This is a genomic window from Mucilaginibacter sp. P2_D11 (assembly GCF_056404435.1).
In genome coordinates this window covers 40,695-56,804 of the sequence record NZ_JBFUEA010000024.1, presented here as the reverse complement: position 1 = coordinate 56,804, position 16,110 = coordinate 40,695, and the positions used below count along the sequence as shown (strand labels likewise).

The 16,110-nt window shown below is 46.1% G+C and carries 15 protein-coding genes and 1 pseudogene; 6 read left to right on the top strand and 10 right to left on the bottom strand.

Features of this window, described 5'->3' with window-relative positions; all coding sequences use genetic code 11:
* Window positions 1–187: pseudogene (locus AC1DXC_RS25385) on the bottom strand (hypothetical protein); the annotation flags it as partial.
* 284 nt (window positions 188–471) lie between these two features.
* Here AC1DXC_RS25385 and AC1DXC_RS25380 point away from each other — a divergent pair.
* Complete coding sequence (locus AC1DXC_RS25380) at window positions 472–1,668, top strand: pyridoxal phosphate-dependent aminotransferase (RefSeq protein ID WP_477461980.1); 1,197 nt, start codon at window positions 472–474, stop codon at window positions 1,666–1,668.
* Window positions 1,669–1,694: 26 nt separating this feature from the next.
* Here the strand turns inward: AC1DXC_RS25380 and AC1DXC_RS25375 are convergent, their stop codons facing one another.
* Window positions 1,695–2,153 (bottom strand): DUF3592 domain-containing protein, encoded by a 459-nt coding sequence (locus AC1DXC_RS25375; RefSeq protein WP_477461979.1) that lies wholly within the window; start codon window positions 2,151–2,153, stop codon window positions 1,695–1,697.
* A gap of 47 nt (window positions 2,154–2,200) precedes the next feature.
* A complete protein-coding gene (locus AC1DXC_RS25370; RefSeq protein WP_477461981.1) occupies window positions 2,201–3,829 on the bottom strand; it encodes an acyl-CoA carboxylase subunit beta in 1,629 nt (542 codons plus the stop codon).
* Between the two features lie 161 nt (window positions 3,830–3,990).
* Here AC1DXC_RS25370 and AC1DXC_RS25365 point away from each other — a divergent pair, with 161 nt between their 5' ends.
* Window positions 3,991–4,584 carry a hypothetical protein gene (locus tag AC1DXC_RS25365; protein WP_477461978.1) on the top strand — a complete coding sequence of 198 codons (594 nt, stop codon included), beginning with the start codon at window positions 3,991–3,993 and terminating at the stop codon, window positions 4,582–4,584.
* Window positions 4,585–4,652: 68 nt separating this feature from the next.
* On the opposite strand, the gene AC1DXC_RS25360 is transcribed toward AC1DXC_RS25365, so the two are convergent.
* On the bottom strand, window positions 4,653–5,237 hold the full coding sequence (locus AC1DXC_RS25360) for an LOG family protein (RefSeq protein ID WP_477461977.1): 585 nt from the start codon (window positions 5,235–5,237) through the stop codon (window positions 4,653–4,655).
* Between the two features lie 150 nt (window positions 5,238–5,387).
* On the opposite strand from AC1DXC_RS25360, the gene AC1DXC_RS25355 reads away from it, so the two are divergent.
* Window positions 5,388–6,170, top strand: coding sequence for a hypothetical protein (locus AC1DXC_RS25355; RefSeq protein ID WP_477461976.1), 783 nt, complete (start codon window positions 5,388–5,390; stop codon window positions 6,168–6,170).
* A 101-nt stretch (window positions 6,171–6,271) separates the two neighbouring features.
* Here the strand turns inward: AC1DXC_RS25355 and guaB are convergent, their stop codons facing one another.
* Window positions 6,272–7,741 (bottom strand): IMP dehydrogenase, encoded by a 1,470-nt coding sequence (guaB, locus tag AC1DXC_RS25350; protein WP_477461975.1) that lies wholly within the window; start codon window positions 7,739–7,741, stop codon window positions 6,272–6,274.
* A 403-nt stretch (window positions 7,742–8,144) separates the two neighbouring features.
* Between guaB and AC1DXC_RS25345 the strand changes: the two genes are divergently transcribed.
* Window positions 8,145–9,215: a hypothetical protein gene (locus AC1DXC_RS25345; protein ID WP_477461974.1), complete on the top strand. Its 1,071-nt coding sequence runs from the start codon at window positions 8,145–8,147 to the stop codon at window positions 9,213–9,215.
* Between the two features lie 14 nt (window positions 9,216–9,229).
* Here the strand turns inward: AC1DXC_RS25345 and AC1DXC_RS25340 are convergent, their stop codons facing one another.
* Window positions 9,230–10,513, bottom strand: a complete 1,284-nt coding sequence (locus AC1DXC_RS25340; protein WP_477461973.1) for a M16 family metallopeptidase — start codon at window positions 10,511–10,513, stop codon at window positions 9,230–9,232.
* 92 nt (window positions 10,514–10,605) lie between these two features.
* Window positions 10,606–11,898, bottom strand: a complete 1,293-nt coding sequence (locus AC1DXC_RS25335; protein ID WP_477461972.1) for a M16 family metallopeptidase — start codon at window positions 11,896–11,898, stop codon at window positions 10,606–10,608.
* A gap of 422 nt (window positions 11,899–12,320) precedes the next feature.
* Here AC1DXC_RS25335 and AC1DXC_RS25330 point away from each other — a divergent pair, with 422 nt between their 5' ends.
* Window positions 12,321–12,878 (top strand): hypothetical protein, encoded by a 558-nt coding sequence (locus tag AC1DXC_RS25330; RefSeq protein ID WP_477461971.1) that lies wholly within the window; start codon window positions 12,321–12,323, stop codon window positions 12,876–12,878.
* Between the two features lie 186 nt (window positions 12,879–13,064).
* Here AC1DXC_RS25330 and AC1DXC_RS25325 read toward each other — a convergent pair whose 3' ends face one another.
* Entirely contained in the window at window positions 13,065–13,409 is a 345-nt protein-coding gene (locus AC1DXC_RS25325; RefSeq protein ID WP_477461970.1) for a phosphoribosylpyrophosphate synthetase, read from the bottom strand.
* A 362-nt stretch (window positions 13,410–13,771) separates the two neighbouring features.
* Here AC1DXC_RS25325 and AC1DXC_RS25320 point away from each other — a divergent pair, with 362 nt between their 5' ends.
* A complete protein-coding gene (locus AC1DXC_RS25320; RefSeq protein WP_477461969.1) occupies window positions 13,772–14,140 on the top strand; it encodes a hypothetical protein in 369 nt (122 codons plus the stop codon).
* Between the two features lie 54 nt (window positions 14,141–14,194).
* Here the strand turns inward: AC1DXC_RS25320 and AC1DXC_RS25315 are convergent, their stop codons facing one another.
* Complete coding sequence (locus tag AC1DXC_RS25315; RefSeq protein ID WP_477461968.1) at window positions 14,195–14,890, bottom strand: response regulator transcription factor; 696 nt, start codon at window positions 14,888–14,890, stop codon at window positions 14,195–14,197.
* 105 nt (window positions 14,891–14,995) lie between these two features.
* Window positions 14,996–16,108: a redoxin domain-containing protein gene (locus AC1DXC_RS25310; protein ID WP_477461967.1), complete on the bottom strand. Its 1,113-nt coding sequence runs from the start codon at window positions 16,106–16,108 to the stop codon at window positions 14,996–14,998.
* Between the last annotated feature and the right edge of the window lie 2 nt (window positions 16,109–16,110).

Sequence of the window (16,110 nt, the reverse complement as noted above, 5' to 3'; positions counted from 1 at the left end):
CTGGTAAGGCTAACTCTTCCACTACCTCCGCTTTGATTACTGCCGGTTTTTTCTGCTTCCTTTGCTTTGACATCACCATCCGGTGGATTTGAGTTCGGGATATTCCATACTTCTTTGCTAAAGTACGATAACTTAAACCCCCTACATTATGGTCTTCAAGAATCAATGAGGCTACTTTCTCTTCCATATTTGTTTACTTAATGTGTAAACCTATTTCAGGACGAGACAACTGATTTTTACCGATTTTATTTAAGTGACTAATAACAAACCTATTATACATTTTACTTAAACAACAGGGTGTGTTCCAAAGCGTTCCACAAAAAAATACAAAACCCTGATAATCAACAGATATTCAAAAATCAGTGTTCCACATTCAAAGTGGAACACCTGCCGGCCACGTGATGCTTACCGAAGCAGTGTCAACATAAAAGGGGAGCAATAGGGCTATGATTTTTTTAGTAATTTTGCCCCATGCCAAAAATCTCGCAAAAAGGGCAGCGCATGCCTGCCTCGCCAATACGTAAGCTAACCCCCTTTGCCGATAAAGCTAAGCTGGAAGGTAAGAAAGTATATCACCTTAACATAGGCCAGCCGGATATTGAAACCCCGGAGGGCATGCTGAACGCCATAAAAAACATCGATTTTAAGGTATGGGCCTATACCCCATCAGAAGGCACGCTGAGTTACCGCAAAAAGCTCACCGAATACTACAATAAACTGGGCTACGATATAACGCCTGAAAACATCATCGTTACCACCGGCGGCTCGGAAGCCATTACCATTGCCATGCTTAGCTGCCTCGACGATGGCGACGAGGTAATTATCCCCGAGCCATTCTACGCCAACTACAACGGCTTTGCTAACCAAACTGATGTGTTGGTAAAACCGATATTATCCTACATCGATAACGGCTTTGCCCTGCCCCCTATCAGCGAATTTGAGAAACTGATAACCGATAGAACGAAGGCCATCATCATTTGCAATCCCAATAACCCAACAGGTTACCTGTATTCGAGGGAAGAATTGGAGGCCTTGAAGGCGCTTGCCCTGAAATACGACCTGTACCTTTTTAGCGATGAGGCCTACCGCGAGTTTTGCTATGATGGCCGCAAGTTCATTTCCCCTATGCACTTGAGCGGATTGGACGAGAATGTTATCGTAATGGATACGGTAAGCAAGCGTTACAGCGCATGTGGTGCGCGCCTTGGCTGCCTGATCACCAAAAACAAGGCTGTTATTGCAACAGGATTGAAGTTTGCCCAGGCGCGGTTATCGGCCGGTATGGTTGAGCAGATAGCCGGCGAAGCCGCCGTAGATACGCCCGACGAGTACTTTACCGCCGTAAACACCGAATATACCAAACGCCGCGATACACTGGTAAGCGCGTTGAACAAAATAGATGGCGTGTACTGCCCCAACCCGGGCGGTGCGTTCTATGTGGTAGCACGGTTACCGATAGATAATGCCGATAAATTTTGCCAGTGGATGCTGGAGAGCTTCAGCTACGAGAACCAAACGGTAATGATGGCACCTGCAACCGGTTTTTACAGCACGCCCGGCGCAGGCACCAACGAGGTACGCATGGCTTATGTAATCAACAACGATGACCTGAATAAAGCAATGGTTGTACTGGCCGAAGGCTTGAAAGCGTATCCGGGAAGGGTGTAGTAGACGCCAAGTTTAGCAAAAAAGCGCTAAAAACGGATATAACTATCCGGATCGAGGATATAAAAAATTACCGAGGCGGAAAGAACGGCGGCCCCTGCCAACAATAGTAGCGGGGCCACCGTTTTCGTGCTAAAATTATCCACCATAAAGTTTTTATGGTTAGCCGGATCGTACACAACCTCCACCTTTTCCCCAAGTGCATAGACAGAAGGGTTGCTTGCGAACAGGTCGTAATCGGCCGAGATAGGCCCCGAGTCGACCGTTTTAAAATATATCACTGGATAAAACCGCGCCTGCCTATTGTTGGTGACCCAACTCCAACGCTTTATTTTTATCTCTTCAACCTTCCCTTGTACTCGAATGCCATTTTTGAGCAATTTGTTGAACTGCACACGTCTGCCATTACCTAATACAAGCATATATAGCCCTGCAATTGTGCCAAACAATTCGCCGTAGGTGCGGTCTGATATATCGATAGTGAGCATAGCGTAAAATAACAAAAAAGAGGCGAAATATCGGGCCTCTACGGTTATTAGGTTTGTATTATGCCCACATTAAAAGCTTTTTCAATAGGCGCGTGATTGGCGGCTTCTATCCCCATAGATATTACTTTACGTGTTTCCAGCGGATCGATGATGCCATCTACCCAAAGCCTGGCGGCGGCGTAATAAGGGGTGGTTTGGGCGTTGTAGCGGTCGGTGGTTTGTTTTAGCAGCTCGGCTTCTTTGGCCTCGTCTACCTCCTCGCCTTTGGCTTTTAAGCCCGCGGCCTGCATCTGTACCAAAACTTTTGCCGCCTGCGAGCCGCCCATTACGGCTATTTTGGCCGATGGCCAGGCGTATATAAGCCTGGGGTCGTACGCCTTGCCGCACATGGCATAGTTGCCTGCACCATATGAATTGCCTATTACGATGGTGAATTTAGGCACAACGGAATTAGCCACGGCGTTCACCATTTTGGCACCATCTTTTATAATGCCGCCATGTTCGCTACGGCTGCCTACCATAAAACCGGTAACATCCTGCAAAAACACCAATGGAATCTTTTTTTGGTTGCAGTTCATGATAAAACGGGTGGCTTTATCGGCACTATCGGAGTAAATTACCCCGCCGAACTGCATCTCCCCTTTTTTAGATTTGATCACCTTACGTTGATTGGCCACAATGCCCACCGCCCAGCCATCTACCCTGCCGAGGCCGCAAATGATGGATTGACCGTAACCCGCCTTATATTCTTCAAATTCGGAGTCGTCTAACAGACGAAAGATAATCTCCCGCATATCGTAGGCTTTCTCGCGGTTATCGGGCAGTATGCCGTAGATGTCTTTTTCATTAAGCTTAGGGGCGGATGGTTTTGTACGGTCGAAACCGGCCTTATTATAATCCCCCACTTTATTCATGATATTGCGGATGGAATCGAGGCAGGCTTTATCGTTGGGGTGTTTGTAATCGGTTACGCCGCTAATTTCGCATTGGGTAGTGGCGCCGCCCAGGGTTTCGTTATCCACCTCCTCGCCTATCGCCGATTTTACCAGGTACGAGCCTGCCAAAAAAACCGAGCCTGTGCCTTCAACGATCATCGCCTCGTCGCTCATGATGGGTAGGTACGCCCCGCCGGCCACGCAAGAGCCCATGATGGCCGCTATCTGGATGATGCCCATGCTGCTCATATGCGCATTATTGCGAAAGATGCGGCCAAAATGTTCTTTATCGGGGAAAATCTCGTCCTGCAAGGGCAAATAAACCCCTGCCGAATCTACCAGGTAGATGATGGGCAGGCGGTTCTCCATGGCTATCTCCTGCGCACGCAGGTTCTTCTTGGCTGTTATCGGGAACCAGGCCCCCGCCTTAACTGTAGCATCGTTGGCAACAACAACGCATTGCCGGTCGCTTACGTAGCCTATACCACAAACCACGCCGCCGCTTGGGCAGCCGCCGTGCTCGGCATACATACCATCTGCGGTAAAGGCACCTATTTCCAACCAGGGCTTATCGTCATCCAGCAGGTAGGCTATGCGTTCGCGGGCAAGCATCTTGCCTTTTTCTTTTTGTTTGGCGGCGGCTTTTTCGCCACCGCCCAGGTATATCTTTTTTAGCCGGGTGTTAAATTCGTAAACGAGTTGCTTGTTAACATCCTCATTTTTATTAAATTCCAAATCCATATACGTGCTCATAATAGGTAGGGTAATGTTAGGAAAATAAACGCAAATCTATGCATGCATAACAAATTAATGGGCACGAATTGCGCGAATGAGACTAATTACATTAATTTTGATTTACCAATTGTACACAATAAACCCAATTGACGAAATTCGTGTTGATTATGAAGAGAACCACTCTATTGATATTTCTTTTAATTTGTTTCGCCGCCAACTCCTACGCCCAATACACATTCGATATCAAAGAAAAAACGTTGGCGTATGCCCGCGGTTTTGAAAAAGCGGCAAACGGCACGCCTATTGAATTAACAACCACCTTTCTAAGCGGCCCCCATATAGGTCAACCGGAGGTATATCGCCGCAAACAACAATCGCTGCCCGATTTGCTGGTGTACTATTTTCCGAATGGAACAGATTCTACCCTCAACCAGGTTTTATACGAATGGGATGATACCAACTTCGCCAATAATCGCGAAGCAATAAAACAGCCTTTAACTACCTTGCAACCCTATATCGATCATTATTTATCCATCCAAAAGCAGGCTGAGGCAATTTTCGGCAAGCCGGAAACAACAGGCTCGCTTGATGATAAAACTCTAATAGAAACAGGCAGGTTTCAGCGGAAAGATAATTTCAATAAGAACGGCGTATCTGTTGAGATGTACATCGTGCTATCCAACAAGCAGGAAACCAACGGCATCGTAAGCATCATGCCCACGCATAGGGTTAGGATGTATGTAAAGACGATGGCTCAGTAGGCGGTCATCAGTGTGCAGTTCTCAGTTGGCTTTTTACCGCCAACTGCTACCGCAACCGCCAACTGAACTTAGGTCAAATTCCTGTCCCTGAACCAAACTTCATCAGGCGCTATGTCAATTGCATCCATCAGGTTGATGAGTTCTACCGGGTCGGCAGAGCTGAGCACCAATGCGCGGTTGGCTGGCTTTAAGTAGCGCTGCTGAACCATTACATCCATTTGCTGCAGCAGGCTATCATAAAAACCGTTGGCATTCAGGATACCTACCGGATGGTTATGTAGCCCCAACTGCAGCCAGGTAAGCACTTCGAAAAATTCTTCCAGCGTGCCGAAACCGCCGGGAAGCATTACGATGGCATCGCAAAGATCGTTCATCAATTGCTTGCGTTGGTGCATGTTTTTCACGATTCGCAGCTCGGTAATCCCCTTGTGCCCTACCTCCTTGTCCATCAAAAACTGCGGGATGATGCCGATAACCCGGCCTCCCCGGGTCATAATTGCATCGGCCAGCAGACCCATCACGCCAACGTTGCCGCCGCCATATATCAGTTCGATACCGCGGCTAACCATTATCTCGGCCAGTTGGTTGATGGATTGCTTCAAAACCGGGTCGCCGTTAAAGTTGGCACCGCAGAATACGCAGAGGGATTTCATGACGGTAAATATAATAGTAAAAGGGTTTCGACGGATTAAAACCCTAAATTCGAAGCATAAATTATATCATCCATTATTTTGCGGGTTTTATCTATTGCATTAACTAATCCGCCAACCTAAACTTACGCTATTATATAAACCACAATCTAAATGAAAAAACACCTATCCTTCTCAGCCGCGCTGATACTGTTTTGCCTTACATCGTTTGCGCAAAACATTGCTAACCCTAAAATTGGTTCGCAAGACGACCCAAATGCCAAAATCGTACTGATACAAACCGACAAATTGTACTCGATGGTACAAATACAGGTAACTGCAAGCAGCGATAGCGCCTGGGCGGTTTTGAACAAGGAAATCTACCTGCAAACCGACGTGGACAATAAGCGTTACGAATATGTAAAATCTGAAGGCATAGCTGTTGCGCCTACCAAGAGGCACACCTTTACCCAGGAAGGGCAAACCGTAATGTTTAAAGTGTACTTTAAAAAAATACCGGCGAATGCCAAGCTAATAGATGTTATTGAACGCGCCGGGCCGCGTACCGAGGGCGTAGCCTTCTTCAATTTTTATAACGTGAGCCTTAAGGAGCAAACAGCCGACGGGAACATAATAACCGATATAAGGATAACAGCACCGGGAGGAGGGTCCCCGGATCTTTCGCAAGGGAGCAACGTATCCGAAGGCGGCAACAACCTTTTCGGCGGCTTGGGCGGCGATGCCGGCATAGGCAACATGTACAAAACGATGATTAAAAGTATGATGGATGCCCAAATAAGCTATTACAAAGAGCCGGGCAAACTGGCGGAGTTGGCTAAGTTAAATAAGCAATATTTTGATGCACTGGTAAAAGAGGGCTTTACAGAAGACCAGGCCTTGAAACTCGCTGCTGCAGCGGGATTAGGCCCTAAGGCCGGATTCGGCGATAATAAGTAAAAGCTAAAACTGTACGCCGATAAATGAGAAAAGGAATGCAAATTTGCATTCCTTTTCTCATTTATTTATGATACCGATAACTAAACTCTGTTCGCTAGCCTCTATCGCGTGTAATTCGGCGCTTCTTTAGTAATGGTAATATCGTGCGGATGGCTTTCGCGCATACCGGCGGCCGTGATGCGTACGAACTTGGCGCGTTGCAGGTCTTCGATGTTAGCAGCACCGCAATAGTGCATACCGGCACGTAAACCACCGATGTACTGGAATATCACCTCGGCCATATTGCCTTTGAACGGTACGCGGCCTACGATTCCTTCGGGTACCAGCTTGGTTACCACGTCGGTCTCATCCTGGAAGTAGCGATCTTTTGAACCTTTGGCCATGGCCTCTACCGAACCCATGCCACGGTACGATTTAAATTTACGGCCTTCGTAGATAATGGTTTCGCCCGGTGACTCTTCTACCCCAGCAAATAACGAACCCGCCATAATTGAGCTTGCGCCAGCTGCGATTGCTTTTACGATATCGCCTGTTTGCTTGATACCGCCATCTGCAATAACGGGGATGCCGCGGCCTTCCAGCGCTTTGGCGCATTCGTAAACAGCATATAATTGCGGAACGCCCACACCCGCTATGATACGGGTAGTACAGATAGAACCAGGACCGATACCTACTTTCACGGCATCGGCACCGGCATCGGCGAGGGCAATGGCGGCCTCTGCAGTAGCAATGTTACCTGCTATAACCTGTAACGTTGGATAAAGTGCTTTAACAGCCTTTACCATATCGATAACGCCTTTAGAGTGGCCGTGCGCGGTATCAACCGTCACTACGTCCACACCGGCATTGTATAAAGCCGTTACACGGTCGATATTATCCGAGGCGACACCAACTGCTGCGCCAACGCGTAAACGGCCGTACTGGTCTTTACAAGCGTTAGGGAAGTTCTTAACTTTTTGGATGTCTTTATAAGTGATGAGGCCTACCAATGTGCCGTACGCATTAACCACGGGCAGCTTTTCGATTTTATTGGCTTGCAATATATTGGCTGCTTCGGTAAGGTCGGTACCTTCGGGGGCTGTAATGAGGTTGGTTTTGGTCATCACTTCGATAACCTTGACGCTCATGTCCTTCTGGAAACGCAGATCGCGGTTGGTGATGATGCCTTTCAGCTTGTGCTCGGCATCGATAACCGGGATACCGCCGATGCTATATTCGCGCATGATGTTGAACGCATCCGACAGCAGGGCATCTTCCAGCAAAGTAACCGGGTCCTGTATCATCCCGCTTTCAGATCGTTTTACCTTGCGTACCTCATCGGCTTGCTGCTGTATGGTCATGTTTTTATGCAGCATGCCAATACCGCCTGCCTGCGCAATAGCAATGGCCAGGCCGGCTTCGGTAACGGTATCCATCGCTGCCGAAATGATGGGGATGTTTAAACGTATAGTTTTCGTTAAAAAAGTACTCGTGTTAACTTCGCGCGGTAATACTTCTGAGTAAGCGGGGAGTAGTAAAACGTCGTCGTAAGTTAATCCTTCGGCAACAAATTTAGATGGGTCTAACTGCATAGCAAATAATTATTTTGGAGTTATTATTTGCCGGGCAAAGATGCGGTTTTATTTCGGATATCGAAAGTATGATTTCGGATTTGATGCAAAAACTGACAAAGTATTGATGATTGAAGATGCAATTTAAGAGGCTTTAGTTAAAATGCTTTTTTAGGGCATGTTTATTTGTCGCATATAGCTATATTTACAATCAACCTTATCTCATGTTTATGAAAAGAAACATCTTACTGATTTTTTCATTCCTGCCTTTTGCAACATTCGCACAATCCAATTTCAAAAGCGGTATATCGTTAATTTAAAAGGAGATACTTTACACGGCTATATCAATTATAAAGAGTGGGAACATAACCCAAAGGATATAGATTTTAAGGCCGCCGTAAGTGGTAAAGCAAAATCATACGGATTGGCGGATATTAACTGCTTCGCGATCGATGGCTACGTAAGTTATTATAAGTACACCGTGAGCATCAGTTTGAATAAAATCGATATAGCTTCGCCTCCCGCCCTTTCAGATACCAGCGCAACTATTGAGAGCGTATTTTTAAAAACTATTCAAAAAGGAGAAAAAATTACGTTGTATGCCTATCGGGATGATATAAAAGAACGCTTCTATGTAAAAGAAGCCGGGATGCTTGTACCGACAGAATTACTGTATGGCATTTACCAGGACCCAAACGGCAGTAGCAGCGTGATCGACAAAAATACGTTTAGAGTACAGTTAGCCCGTTTAGCTCAAAAGAACATGACCGATGCTGTAAAAGTAATTGCGCAAACACAACAAGCTGGATATAAAGAAGGCGATCTGGAAAAGATTTCGGCAAAAATAAATGGCAACACTGCACTAAAAATTACAGTCGCGGCGCATAAAGCACCTGTTCGATTTTTTGCAGGGGCAGCCTTTATTTCGAGCACGCTAAAGTATTCAGCAGACGGCCCGTATTACAATCCGCCACCCGCAAAGGCAAGTTCGCCAAAGATAATTGCAGGTATAGATGTTATAACCAATCCGGATATTGGGCATTTAATATTAAGGATGGAGATGGGCTACTCTGTAAACAACTTTGACATCGCTGATAAACCAAACCCCATTTACAATGTAGCGGCCTACGACGAAAACATAATCGAGCTTAAACAGAATGTTATCTCCATAACCCCGCAAGTGATCTACAATATTTATAATGCCGAAAACCTCAAGGTTTTTTTAAACCTCGGGTACTCTGTGAATGTGGTATCTTACAGCACAAGAAAAGTTACTGTTGTTGTACAAGGGCAACCGACAAGCAATACAACAAAAATAAAAAACAGCGGAGACCTTAATGGCAGCTACACCACATTTCAATTTAAGGTTGGTACCGTGCTTAATAAGCACATCGAAATTTATGGCAGCTATTTCCCAAACGCAGAAATTACAAAATCAGCTAGCTATACTACCAGTTTAAACTCGTACCAATTTGGTATTAATTATATTTTCTAGGCGTCGAGATGGATTTAATATTTTCCAACGATTACCTTATAAAAGTTCTCAAAATCCCAATACTTGTTAGCCAGCGCCTTTAACTCTTCGGCGGTAACGTTTTTTACCGCAGCGGTATAACGGTCGTAATAATCGTAATCCAGGCCTGCGAAATGGAGGTTCTTGAATTTATCGGCATGCGACAAAATATTCTCCAGGCTGCCTAAAAGCGAGCCGAGCATAAAGTTGCGCACCAGCGATAGTTCGTCGTCAGGTATCAAATCGGTTTTCAGCAGGTTTACCTCTTTCTCTATTTCGCTAACCGCAGAATGGCAAACATCTGCCCCAACTTCTGATGCGATGAAGAACGAGCCGCTTTGCTTGAATGAACTTATACCCGAGCCAATGCCGTAGGTATAGCCCTTATCCTCGCGGATGTTGGCCATCAGCCTCGACCCGAAGTAGCCGCCCAAAACGGTGTTGAGTACCTGCATAGCCGGAAAATCGGGATGCGCACGATTGATGAACGGCGTACCGATACGTATGGCCGATTGCAGGGCCCCGGGTTTCTCCGTATAAAAAAACCTTTCTGCAGATGGTTCCAGCGCGGGCTGCATGATATCGGCTATCGCCGGCTGATTTTCCCAATCGTTTTCAAAAGTTTCCGTCAACAATGCCAGGGCACTGCCGTTTACCTTGCCGGCAATAATGACGGTACAATTGGCAGGCTGATACATTTCTTTGAAATGCGCCTGCAAATCATCGCGTGTAAGGCTCTGAAAATCTTCGGGTTGAGCGGCCAGCCCGTAGATGGTATCGCCGTTGAGGGCTCTATTGAAAATGCGGCGGGCCACAAAATCGTTCTTTTGCAGGCTAACCTGCAGTTTCTGCTGCTGGTTGCGCACAAAGGTATCCAGTTCCTTTTGCGGAAAAACCGAATTGGTGATGATATCCTTAATCACCGGCAACGTGCTGGCCAGGTGTTTGGTTAGCGTATAAAGCGTAACCTGCGATTGATCGTAGCTGTAATCAACCTGCAAAAAAGCGCCGTAAAAATCTATATGGTCGGCAATTTGCGCGGCTGTCATGCGGCCGGTACCATCGGTAAGCATGGTATTGGTGGCCACATTGAGCAATGGCTTAGCCGGGTTGAAACGTAGGTTGTTGAATATCCATTCTATGCGCAGCAAATCCTGCCCGCCCGAATTGAAGGCGTAAACATCGCAGCCGTTCGCCAGTTTTATGTGCTCAGGCTTTATTAAGGCTATGTTCTCCACCCCGTTGAATTGGGGAGGAGATTTTCTATCAAGTTTTATCATTGAATATTTTTCGTGACTGAACTCGGATTTTAAAGAATTAAGCAACTTTTCAGAATTCTTTAAATTCGACAAATTCCGGTTTGGCAATTCTGTTAATTCTTTAATTCTGAAAATTCTGATTCAGACAATTCAGATAATTCAGATTCGGTCTTCTCCGCCAGGTAAACCAGCGTTGAAGAATTGTCTTTCCGGAACAATTTATTGGCTTGGTCCTTAATATCTGCCGAAGTTACCGCCAAGTACTTATCTGTTTCGTGGTTAAGGTTATCGGCATCGCCCATCAGCTCGTAAAAAGCCAGGTTCATGGCGTTATCCAAAAGCGACATCTCCGAAAACGCTTTTATCGATTCGGTTTTGTTTTTTACTTTAGTAAGCTCATCTGCAGGCACTTCTTCGTTTTTCAGCATCTCAAGCTCCTGCCAAAGGGCAGCCTCTGCGTCCTCTATCGCAACGCCCTCTATGGGTTTTCCCTGCATCACAAACATGCCTTTATCCATACTTTCGGTAATGTAGGCATGCACCTCGCTGAACAATTGCTTATCCTTTACCAGCCTTTTATAAAGCCTGGAGGAGTTGCCGCGCGACAAGATATCCGACATGAGATCCACCGCGTGGAAGCTGCTATCCAACCTGCCTTCCATCTGAAAAGCGATATATAGGTCATTTAGAGGCACTTTGGCTGTAACCGTATCGCGGCGTTCTTCTTGCTGCGGGGCTTCGATAGGCAAGTTACGAACGTACTTCTCCCCCGCCGGTATTGGGCCGAACCATTTTTCGGCCAGCTGTTTTACCTGCTCGGTTTTCACATCGCCGCCTACTACCATAACGGCGTTTTGCGGGTTGTAATGCTTTTTAAAGAAGGCCTTAACATCCTCTATACGAGCATCTTCGATATGTTTTATGGTTTTGCCGATGGTTGCCCAGCGGTACGGGTGCTGCTTATACACCATAGGGCGCAACTTTAGCCACACATCGCCGTAAGGCTGGTTAAGATAGCGTTGCTTAAACTCCTCTATCACCACATTGCGCTGTACTTCCAGGCTTTTTTTGCTGAAGGCGAGGCTCAGCATACGGTCGCTCTCCAGCCAAAAGGCGGTCTCGATATTGGCCGACGGCAGGGTGATATAATAGTTGGTAATATCGTTGCTGGTGAACGCATTGTTCTCACCGCCAACACGTTGCAAAGGACCATCGTAGTTGGGGATGTTTACCGAACCGCCGAACATCAGGTGCTCAAACAAGTGTGCGAAGCCGGTTTGTTCGGGGTCTTCGTCGCGTGCGCCCACATCGTAAAGGATGTTGAGCACCGCCATGGGTGTTGTACTATCTTCGTGGACGATAACCCTGAGGCCATTATCCAGCGTGAACCGGTTGAATTTAACCATGTAATAACAAATATTTAACCGGACAAATGTATAATAAGTTGTTGGAATGTTGAAAGGTTGGAACGTTTGAATGTTGTAAAGTTTCATTTTTGACCTTGGCGTAACCAACCCACAAGAGACCATTTGCGACACAATCTTTTATCAAACCCCCAAATTCACTTGCTAAAATTTCCGTGTTTTTTTATTTATAGTATAAAAAAAAGGATGTTTTTCGCGCTTTTCCCATCAAAAAATTGGCCGTTTTCGGGCCAGTTTATCCATCTGCAAAAAAGGCTCCAAAATCGGCCATTTTTAGTAAGATTGTCCATCATCCAATTTTTTGCCACGATTTTAATTTTTTTTGAGTCGCTCAAACCGCCTTGCAAAAAATCGCACCCGCATCGTCCAATTTTTCTAAATTTAAGTTTTCAATTATCAACCCCATGCTCAGCCACGACCAGCTTATCGAGGAGCTTTACAAAACCTTCGGCAAAACTAAAATTGCCAAACTAACGGCTATCGTAAATGAAGAGCGTTTGGATGTTGACGCCCTGATTGACCTAACCTTCCATACCGATAAAACCCTTGGCTTCCGTGCCATGTGGCTGCTTGATAGTGTGATGCTGAGCGACATTGCACGTTACTCGGCAAACCTCAAATATTTCCTGTCGCGCATAAAGGAGGTAAACAACGAGAGTTGCAAACGCCACTACGCCCGCATCATGATGTTTATGACCAGCACCAAGGCACCGGATGTTGTGAAGAAAGCCTTAGGGGAGATTGATCTGGAAGATACCGTAGAACAGTTTTTTGATTGGATCATAAACCCTAAAGTAAAACCTGCCGTTAAGATATTTGCTGCCGATGCGCTTTTTAACCTAAGTGAACGGTACGACTGGATAGCCGAAGAACTGGCCAACCAAATGGAGTTCCTGATGCGGAGCGGAGGTCCGGCTATACAGGTGAGGGGGAAGAAGTTGCTGGCAGCGTTGAAGAAATAGTTGGCAGTTTGCTGTGGGCAGTTTGTAGTTTCCGAAAAAGTAGGCGGTTAGCAGTTTGCGGTGGGCAGAAGGATTTATTTCTCGGTGGGCAGTTTGCAAATTTTTTAATTGCAAACTGCCTACTGAGAACTGTAAACAAAAACCTGCTACTGCAAACTGCCCACTGAGAACTGCAAACTGAAAAACTTACTCCACAGGCCTGTCGCTGCCGTGCAAGTGGGTGCTTACCTGTTTATGGTGCAGTTTTGCTTCTATAGCCGATGAACTGTCGTTAGCATATGTGCCGTATGCATTTATCAGAATACCCTTGAGATTATATTTGGCGGAGCTGATAGCATACACGATGGACATATCCGACGGGTTGCTCTGTCCCTCGAAACGATAGAACTCGTCTATCTCGAATTCATCGGCCGCCATGTGTATATTTTTGTCTTTATCGTCTATGGTGTCGCCCTCCAGGCTAAGGTTGGCTTCGTATCCGCGTTTGGTGAGGTCGTTAGTGGCATCCACTAACGTTTCAAAATTTTTCATATGATGGTAGTGTTTATTGGTCTGCTGTATTTACTATCAGGATAACCTCTAAACAAGCCGCGTTGTTTTAATAGGAACCTCTTAAAGCTTGCGTGGAAGAAACAGCAGGTTATCCCCGGCCCGAAAAACTACCATTGCCGACGGGCACCCCATCACGACCGATGAACCCTGAAAAACAACCGACGAGCAGCCGATATCCTCCTTATTTATTGATTATAAGGCTTTAACGACTAAAATCTACCGCCCGTCTATATAACCTCACTGATGGTCTATTTGGTTTTAGCGGCCTGTTTTTTTGTTGTTGCTTTGGGTATTGAAACAAACGAGAACAATTATCCAACACACAAAAAATTAAAAATATCATGAAAAAAGCAATCAAATTATCAGCCCTTTTATTGTTAGTAAGCACCAGCATTTTTGCAGCAACCGGCAAAGTGCTACCCGCACAGGATGAGGTAACCGTACAATCGGCAGCCAAACCAATGGTAGTAGCCATCAGCATCCAAAAAGAAAGCGTGGGCAAATCGTACGTAACGTTTTTCGATGCAGATAGCAACGAATTGATGACCGATTACCTGCCCGCCAAAGATTCTGTAGCCAAAACCTACAATTTATCTGAGCTGGCGCCGGGCACTTATACCATGGCCGTAACATCAAACAACCAGGTGGTTAAAAAACAGCTTACCGTTTTTGAAGAGTATGGCGTAAAAACATTCATGTTTTTACAATAACAGCAAACACCCCTAAAAGCAAACGAGGCCCCGGTTTTACCAGGGCCTCGTTCTTTATATGGCTTCGAATTTGTAGCCTACGCCTTTTACGGTGGCTACAACGTCGTCGCCCAGCTTTTCGCGCAGCTTGCGGATGTGTACATCTATGGTACGGTTGGTTACCACTACCGAGTCTTCCCAAATGTTTTTCAGGATTACCTCGCGGGTGTAAACCTTGCCGGGTTTAGAAGCCAGCAGGTAAAGCAGTTCGAACTCTTTCTTGGCCAATACCACCTTAACTCCGGCTTTGTACACCAGGTAGGCTTCGCGGTCAATCACCAGGTTGCCAATTTCCAGCTTGTTATCGGCCACCTCTTCGGGCGGGGCGTTGCGGCGCAGTATGGCGTTTATACGGCTTACCAAAGCGCGCGGCTTAATAGGTTTGGCAATGTAATCGTCGGCGCCTACGTTAAAGCCGGCAATCTCAGAGTACTCCTCGCTGCGGGCCGTCAGGAAAACCATAAAGGTGTTCTTGAACTCGGGCATGGTGCGCATAATGCGGCAGGCTTCTATGCCGTCCATCTTGGGCATCATAATATCCAATACGATCAAATCGGGGAGTGTTTTCTTGGCTTCGGCAACGGCTTCCTGCCCGTTACGGGCCGAAAATACCTGGTAACCTTCTTTTTTAAGGTTGTATTCTATCAACTCTAAAATATCAGGTTCGTCGTCAACAATCAGTATTTTTTGCTTTCCTGTGGTAGTGCTCATGCAGGTTAATTTTTTTGCATAAATGTATAACCTTAATACCAGTTTATGGTTAACTACATATTAACAAATTGTTAAGTAGCGAGAAAGCTTAACCTTGTGTTTAGGCTAATTAAACGTCTTATTTAAGAAAGCCTCCAAATCGGCACCGGTAATATTCTTAGCCGCGATGTTGCCGTTAGGGTCGATAATGTAATTAGAAGGGATGGCAGATACCTGGTATAGGCGCTCAGTTGGCCCTTCAAAACGCTGCATTTCAGATACATGCGTCCAGCTCAGGTTATCAGATTTGATTGCACCTTGCCATGCGCTTTTTTGTTCATCGAGGGATATGCCTAGTATATTAAAGCCTTTCGGGTGGAACTTTGCATACTGTTTAACCACGTTGGGGTTCTCGCGGCGGCAGGGAGCGCACCACGATGCCCAAAAATCGAGCATCACATATTTGCCTTTATAGTCAGAAAGTTTCACCTGTTTGCCATCGATACTGGTCATGGTAAACTCCGGTGCTTTGTGCCCAACCGATACCGGTTTCACGGCATCCATCTGGCGGATGAAGGCTCTAACGCTGGGGTTATCTTTAAATTCGCCCTTGATGGCGTCTGCAAAGGCAACCAGCTGCTGCTCGTATTTAAACTGATCCAGTGACGTTGCAGCGTAGAAACCCGCCAACGAATGTTTGTTCTTCTCTACGAATTTCAATACTTCCTGGCTGTTATCATCAATATTCTTTTGGAAGACGGGCATGTATATTTTCAGCAAAGAATCTGATTCGTGCCCTATAGAGTCGGATTTTGCTCTGTACTCGTCGGTTAGTTTGCTGTTTTTATCGCCGTAGTAATTGCTGATACGGTTGAACTCTTTTATCTGCTCGGAAGTTTCGGAGCCTGTTACGTCGTACACGTGGGCCGGGTCGTTCAAATCGGTAGTCAGGGTTATATTTTCGCCATTTTTGGCTACGATATCGAATATATTGCCGTTGATGCTCAGCTTGAACAAGTTGGCAAATGGCGTACTGTGCTTAAATTTGAAGTTGCCGCCATCCAGCATAACCGAATCTACCGGGATAACGCCCGCACTATCTGCAGCCAGCAAATACACTTTGCCGGTTTTGCCCGGATTTTTTACGGTGCCGGATACGGTAAAGGTGTCGCCATCCTTGCATGACGCTAAAAACAGGGCTGCGGAAAAAAACACGGAGGCAAACAGACGGATCTTCATTA

Excerpts from the sequence above, each read along its gene's own strand:
- AC1DXC_RS25380 (WP_477461980.1), top strand. The coding sequence starts at position 472 with ATGCCAAAAATCTCGCAAAAAGGGCAGCGCATGCCTGCCTCGCCAATA.
- AC1DXC_RS25375 (WP_477461979.1), bottom strand. The coding sequence starts at position 2,153 with ATGCTCACTATCGATATATCAGACCGCACCTACGGCGAATTGTTTGGC.
- AC1DXC_RS25370 (WP_477461981.1), bottom strand. The coding sequence starts at position 3,829 with ATGGATTTGGAATTTAATAAAAATGAGGATGTTAACAAGCAACTCGTT.
- AC1DXC_RS25365 (WP_477461978.1), top strand. The coding sequence starts at position 3,991 with ATGAAGAGAACCACTCTATTGATATTTCTTTTAATTTGTTTCGCCGCC.
- AC1DXC_RS25360 (WP_477461977.1), bottom strand. The coding sequence starts at position 5,237 with ATGAAATCCCTCTGCGTATTCTGCGGTGCCAACTTTAACGGCGACCCG.
- AC1DXC_RS25355 (WP_477461976.1), top strand. The coding sequence starts at position 5,388 with ATGAAAAAACACCTATCCTTCTCAGCCGCGCTGATACTGTTTTGCCTT.
- guaB (WP_477461975.1), bottom strand. The coding sequence starts at position 7,741 with ATGCAGTTAGACCCATCTAAATTTGTTGCCGAAGGATTAACTTACGAC.
- AC1DXC_RS25340 (WP_477461973.1), bottom strand. The coding sequence starts at position 10,513 with ATGATAAAACTTGATAGAAAATCTCCTCCCCAATTCAACGGGGTGGAG.
- AC1DXC_RS25335 (WP_477461972.1), bottom strand. The coding sequence starts at position 11,898 with ATGGTTAAATTCAACCGGTTCACGCTGGATAATGGCCTCAGGGTTATC.
- AC1DXC_RS25330 (WP_477461971.1), top strand. The coding sequence starts at position 12,321 with ATGCTCAGCCACGACCAGCTTATCGAGGAGCTTTACAAAACCTTCGGC.
- AC1DXC_RS25325 (WP_477461970.1), bottom strand. The coding sequence starts at position 13,409 with ATGAAAAATTTTGAAACGTTAGTGGATGCCACTAACGACCTCACCAAA.
- AC1DXC_RS25320 (WP_477461969.1), top strand. The coding sequence starts at position 13,772 with ATGAAAAAAGCAATCAAATTATCAGCCCTTTTATTGTTAGTAAGCACC.
- AC1DXC_RS25315 (WP_477461968.1), bottom strand. The coding sequence starts at position 14,890 with ATGAGCACTACCACAGGAAAGCAAAAAATACTGATTGTTGACGACGAA.
- AC1DXC_RS25310 (WP_477461967.1), bottom strand. The coding sequence starts at position 16,108 with ATGAAGATCCGTCTGTTTGCCTCCGTGTTTTTTTCCGCAGCCCTGTTT.